6 protein-coding genes are annotated in these 5870 nt (G+C 56.1%); 5 read left to right on the top strand and 1 reads right to left on the bottom strand.

Features of this window, described 5'->3' with window-relative positions; translation table 11 throughout:
* Window positions 1-876 (top strand): FtsX-like permease family protein (locus tag ABYP39_RS16785; RefSeq protein WP_372783717.1); only part of this gene is annotated, 876 nt, incomplete at its 5' end.
* Between the two features lie 3 nt (window positions 877-879).
* On the opposite strand, the gene ABYP39_RS16780 is transcribed toward ABYP39_RS16785, so the two are convergent.
* Window positions 880-1377: a DUF2062 domain-containing protein gene (locus ABYP39_RS16780; RefSeq protein ID WP_372783719.1), complete on the bottom strand. Its 498-nt coding sequence runs from the start codon at window positions 1375-1377 to the stop codon at window positions 880-882.
* Window positions 1378-1507: 130 nt separating this feature from the next.
* Here ABYP39_RS16780 and ABYP39_RS16775 point away from each other — a divergent pair, with 130 nt between their 5' ends.
* From ABYP39_RS16775 to lpxK, 4 genes are all read left to right on the top strand, one after another.
* A complete protein-coding gene (locus ABYP39_RS16775) occupies window positions 1508-3763 on the top strand; it encodes a DNA internalization-related competence protein ComEC/Rec2 (RefSeq protein WP_372783715.1) in 2256 nt (751 codons plus the stop codon).
* A 71-nt stretch (window positions 3764-3834) separates the two neighbouring features.
* Window positions 3835-4458, top strand: coding sequence for a MotA/TolQ/ExbB proton channel family protein (locus ABYP39_RS16770; protein WP_372749814.1), 624 nt, complete (start codon window positions 3835-3837; stop codon window positions 4456-4458).
* Window positions 4455-4874 (top strand): ExbD/TolR family protein, encoded by a 420-nt coding sequence (locus tag ABYP39_RS16765; protein ID WP_372749813.1) that lies wholly within the window; start codon window positions 4455-4457, stop codon window positions 4872-4874. Before ABYP39_RS16770 ends, ABYP39_RS16765 begins: the two co-directional genes overlap by 4 nt.
* On the top strand, window positions 4874-5870 hold a 997-nt coding region (gene lpxK, locus ABYP39_RS16760), incomplete at its 3' end, for a tetraacyldisaccharide 4'-kinase (RefSeq protein ID WP_372783713.1). The genes ABYP39_RS16765 and lpxK, both read left to right, overlap by 1 nt.

The raw sequence follows: 5870 nt of genomic DNA, 5'->3' as shown, positions 1-5870 counted from the left end.
GACGCCGAGATGGAAAAGGGCGCTTCCGGTCTGGCGCGCTTTGTTGATCTGGACGCGTTAAAAGCGGGCGGCGAGTATCCCGCGATTATTCTGGGGCGCGCGCTGGCAGATAATCTCGGTGTAGACGTTGGAGATAAAGTAAATGTGGTGCTTCCGGCAAGCCCTGAAAGCTCGCAAAACGTACGTTTCCAGCGGGTTGAAGTAACACAGCTCCTCAATTCGGGTACTGAAATCGATCAGCGGCTGGTGCTGCTCGATCTTTACGCGGCCCGTAGCCTGGCACCCGCGGAGTCTATCGGATTACGTATTACCGTGCATGATGTGTTCGCAGCACGGGCAATAGCCTGGGAGTTGCGCAATACCCTGGGTTTCCACTATCGGTTTTCAGATTGGAGCAGCAAGCTCGGCAATCTTTATCACGCCATTCAGATGTCGCGTAACCTTGTAGTGATCATGTTGCTGGCCGTGGTGGCCGTAGCCGTATTCAATATTGTGTCCACGCTCGTCATGGTGGTTCACGAAAAAGAAGGGGATATTGCGATACTGCGCAGTCAGGGCGCCGCACCATCCCAGATCATCAAAACCTTTTTGCTTTACGGTGCGGTAATAGGACTGATCGGCGTCGCCATCGGTGGGGCTTTGGGCGCGCTGGCAGCCAGTTGGATTACCGAAATGGTGGCGGCACTGGAAGCTGCGTTGGGTATGCAGTTTTTGCATAGCGACGTGTATCCCATCAGCTATTTGCCGTCGGACCTGCGCTGGGCAGACTGGTGGCTGGTGTGTGGCGTGTCCTACGCTATTTGCCTGTTGGCGACGCTGTACCCGGCCTGGCGCGCGTCGAGAGTGCAACCAGCCGAAGTGCTCAGCTACCGATAACCGTTATTTGCGGTTTGCCCGGTCGCGTTTGCGCTTGCGCCAGCGCCGGATGGTGTGGATGCGCCAAAGGGTGTGAATGGTTGCGGCGCTCAGCAGCCCAAAAAACATACCCATGATCGTGCAGCCGACCACTAAGGGTTTCCATTTATAGACCAGCTCAAATTGCACCCAGTGCCAGCTCAGCTCGAAACTGAAGGGGCTGGGTTTGATATCCAGTAGCACAGTGCCGAGTTTGTAGGCGAGATAAAAGAAGGCAGGCATGGTGACCGGATTGGTTATCCAGACCAGGCTTACAGCTAGCGGCAGGTTGGCGCGTATTACGATCGCTGCCAACGCTGCAATCACCATCTGCCCGGGCAGCGGCACAAAGGCGGTAAACACGCCAATAAAAAACGCCAGCGACACAGATCGTCTATTCAGGTGCCACAAGTTCGGTTCGTGAATCATGGGCCCCAGCCACTTTACGGACGGGTGATGACGCACCTTGTCGGGATGTGGCATGTATCGTTGAAAAATTTTGCGGGGCATAATGCTGATGCGCTGATTGCGTTAGGTTCGCTGGCGGGGATATTCCCGGCACGACGGGCGTTATTATGCCTATTTAGAAACCCTATAACCACCATGGATGGCTATGGCATCACGGATGATTGCCTGCGCGGGCGGCATTGCCGCGGTCGCGTGGTTCCCGAAACTTCTTCCTCTATCACTGTTGCTGGTTGCGCTGACGGTTTCCCTTGTGCTGTTCCGGACTGGCGCTCGGCGTCAGGCTATTGCTGTGGTTTGGGTCAGTGTCGGGTTGATCTACGGTACGGTCAGTGGGCTGGCACTCGAAACCCGGATTTTGCCAGCGGCCTATGAAGGTAGTGATCTTCAACTGGTTGGGGTTGTGGTGGGTGAGCCAAGCTATTCGCCGCATCATGGCGGCCGCTGGCGATTTACCGTTCGAGTTGAGCAGTGGCAGTCGTTGACCTGCTGTGAGGCCCGGCAACTGCGTTTAAGCTACCGCTCTTCGCAGTTGGTGGAGGCTGGCCAGCGCTGGCGGATGACGGTTCGCCTGAAGCGTCCCCGTAGCTTTGCCAACCCCGGTGGTTTTGACTATGCGCGCTGGCTGGTCAGTCGAGGTATCCATGCGTCCGGTTATGTCAGGCAGGCAACCCTGTTGGGCCAGCAGGTGTCGGTGCGCGACGACGTGGTGCGGTATTTACGGGAGCAACTGCAGCCGCGAGCCCAGGGCGCAATATTGATGGCATTGGCGGTCGGTGAACGGCAGGGGATTACCGATCAGCAGTGGACGTTATTTCGGCAAACCGGGCTTTCCCATTTAATGGCGATTTCCGGGTTGCATATTGGTATTGCGGCTGGGCTTGGCTTTTTCCTCGGACGCCTACTTACGTTGGCCTTGTCACGCTGGTTGTCCGGCAGCACGCCGCTGCCAGCATTGCTGGCGTTATTCACCGGTTTGCTTTACGCGTGGCTTGCCGGGTTCAGTATACCCACTCAGCGCGCGTGGTTGATGTGCCTGATAATGGTGGGTTCGGTATTGCTGACTCGGAAAGTGGGGCGCTGGACGTGCTGGGCCTGTGCGCTGCTGGTGGTGTTGATGGTGCAACCTATGGCGAGCCTGACGCCAGGGTTTTGGTTGTCGTTTATCGCGGTGTCTATTTTACTGCTGGTTTTCGAGCGTGAGCACCGCTGGCGCTCAATCGTGCGCGCCCAGTGGATGCTGTTGATTGGGTTGATGCCGCTGGGGCTGGTGTTCTTCGACTTTTTTTCGCCGCTAAGCTTTCCGGTTAACCTGATTGCTGTGCCGCTGTTCAGTGCGGTGATTGTCCCGTTGATTCTGTTGGCACTGTGTTTTGAGCTAGTCTCTGCTTCGTTCGCCCAGTGGCTGTGGAGCCTTGCGGACGCACTGCTTGCGCTGTTTATGAATGCGCTTACCGCCGTGGTCGGCCGCCTCGATTTTGTTGCTGTGAACTATCGGCCGGATGCATTGTCGCTACTGGTTATCGTCTTGCTGGTTATGCTGCTGTTGTTACCTCGCGCGGTGCCAGCGCGTTATCTGGCTTTGCTACTGTGTGTGCCGCTCGCGGCGCGTTGGCTAGAGCCTGTGGAAAATCCGGCCCTGGCCGCAGGTCAGTTTGAACTGCAGGTACTGGATGTCGGGCAGGGACTGTCGGTGCTAATAAAAACTCGAAATCACGTGTTGGTATACGATGTCGGGCCAGCCTTCGGACCAGATTTCAATCTGGCCGAGGTTGCGGTGTTACCGGTGTTGCGTGCTGAACAGGTACGGAAAGTGGATGTACTGGTGGTCAGCCACAACGACAATGATCATGCCGGGGCCTATTCCATTGTGCGTGCGGCTTATCCCGGTGCGGTCCTGTATGCGGGTGAGTCGCTGCCGGAAAGTCGTCCCTGCTTAGCAGGGCAGAGGTGGCGCTGGGATGGCGTCGATTTTCAGTTCCTGCACCCGCAATCTAAGGCGGTTTTGGCAAACAATGATTCTAATAATCAATCCTGTGTTTTGCTGGTGCGCAGTGGTGAGGGCATTGCGGTCGTGCCGGGCGATATCGAGGCAAAGGTAGAGAGCATGCTGTTGCCTACCATGCCCAGTGATATCAGCGTATTGGTAGCGCCGCACCACGGTAGTAAAACCTCATCGTCAGTGGCTTTCGTTACGCAGTTGCGCCCGGCATGGGTGGTGTTTTCTGCTGGCTACAAACACCATTTCGGACACCCGGCGCCTGCAGTGCAGCGACGCTATCAGATGGCCGGCAGTACGCAACTGACCACTGCCGAGGCAGGGCGGGTTAGTATGCTTATTGGGGAGCGAGGCGTGGAGAAGGTGTCAGCCTGGCGTGACGGGCACCGCTTTTACTGGCAATAGCCGGCTTTCGCCTGTCGCTTCAAGGCTCAGAGTACGTATAATGCGATCAAACCAGAATAAGAGGTTGTACCGTGTTCGAGATGGTAAAAGCTGGCGGCTGGCTGATGCTGCCCATTCTATTGTGTTCTGCTGCAGCGCTGGCAATCTGCATAGAGCGCTGGATCGAGCTTAACCCGAAAAAAATCGCACCGCCCAACACTTTTCCTCAGGTATCCGACTGGTTGAAAAACAATCAGATGGACGCGGAAAAGCTGCGTCGTTTGCGGCAGTCCTCAGCACTGGGCGAGATTCTCGCAGCGGGGCTGGCCAACGCCCGGCACGGTCGGGAGGTGATGAAAGAAAGCATTGAAGATGCCGCCTCTCATGTAATTCATCGCCTTGAGAAGTATCTCAACGCGCTGGGCACGATCGCCGCGATTACCCCGTTATTGGGTTTGCTCGGTACCGTGATCGGTATGATTCGGGTGTTTTCCGAAATCATGCTGCAGGGCACGGGTAACGCCAGTGTTCTGGCGGGAGGTATCTCCGAGGCGCTGATAACCACAGCCTCTGGGCTGAGTGTGGCGATCCCGGCACTGATGATGCACCGCTACTATGTGCGCCGGATTGACAGTATTGTGGTGGAACTGGAACAGGAAACCATCAAGCTGGTCAACCACATGCATCTGGTGGCCTCAAAGGGCAGCAAGTCGTGAATTTCAAGCGTCAAAAACTGGAGGAAGTCTCGGTCAACCTGACTCCACTGATTGATGTGGTTTTTCTGTTGCTGATTTTCTTTATGGTGTCCACAACCTTTACCAAAGAGAGTCGGTTGACGCTGGAGTTGCCTGAAGCCAGCGGTGATCCCGCTCCACAGGAAGTGGCGGTACTGGAAATCGTGGTGGATGCACAGGGGCAGTACATGGTTAACGACCTGTCGGTAACCACACCAACGCTGAAAGGCTTGATGGCCGCAATCAGCGACATCGCCGGAGAGCCCTCCGATACACCGGTGGTCATAACAGCTGATGCGAAAGCGCCGCACCAGTCAGTGATTACCGCCATGGATGCTGCGGGTCAACTGGGCTTCACGGCGCTGAGTCTGACAACACGAGAACCCAAGTCTGAGTAATGAATCTGGCCGCCCGCATTGAACGTGCCTGGTATCGCAAACGCGCCGTTGGCCTGCTGTTACTGTGGCCGCTGGAGTTGCTGTATCGCCTTCTTTCAGCGCTGCGCAAACGCTGGTTGATTAAAAAATCCATACCCCAGCTGACGCCGGTCATCGTGGTGGGCAATATCAGCGTTGGTGGAACAGGCAAAACACCCCTGGTGATCGCGGTTGTACGCTGGCTTCAATCGCAGGGCTACAAGCCGGGCGTTATCTCGCGGGGCTATGGTGGCGAGGCGCCGGAATATCCCTGTGCGATCACTGACACTTCATCGGCCAGGGAAGTGGGTGATGAACCCCTGCTGATAGCGCGCACTGCACAGTGCCCGGTGGTCGTTGGGCCGGATCGCGTCGCGGCGTTGGCTCGCATAGAGAGTGATTTTGGCTGTGATATTGTGGTCAGTGACGACGGCTTGCAGCATTACGCCTTACAGCGGGATGTAGAAATTATTGTGGTCGATGGCATGCGCGGTATGGGTAATGGCCATTGCTTGCCCGTTGGTCCGCTGCGTGAGCCTCCCAGTCGACTGGCCACAGCTGACCTTTTGGTGGTCAATGGTGAAACCACTGAGCAGTGGGGGCGCAGTGGTCATGTTATGCGCTTGGAACCTGGTAAGTTGGTCAATCTCGTGACTGGTGAAAAGCGCGGGGCTGACGATTTTCCGGTGCATGTTCACGCGGTTGCCGGTATAGGCAACCCCAAACGTTTTTTTACCACCCTCGTCGAGCTTGGGATGCGGCCTGTGCAGCACCGCTTTTCCGATCACCATGCGTTTACCGCCCAGGATTTTAAGTTTAAAGAGCCGCTACCGGTCGTGATGACCGAAAAAGATGCGGTTAAATGCCAAGGCTTTGCTCAGTCAAATCTTTGGTATGTACCGGTTGACGCCGAATTTTCCGCATCGGAGAACCCATTATTGAAAGAACGCATTGTGCAACTAGTCAAATCGACTAGTG

The sequence above is a fragment of the Litorivivens sp. genome, assembly GCF_041625495.1.
In the GTDB taxonomy this organism is placed as follows: Bacteria; Pseudomonadota; Gammaproteobacteria; order Pseudomonadales; family Spongiibacteraceae; genus Litorivivens.
The sequence above is the reverse complement of the archived record's forward strand: the minus strand, read 5'-3'. Positions and strand labels throughout refer to the sequence as shown.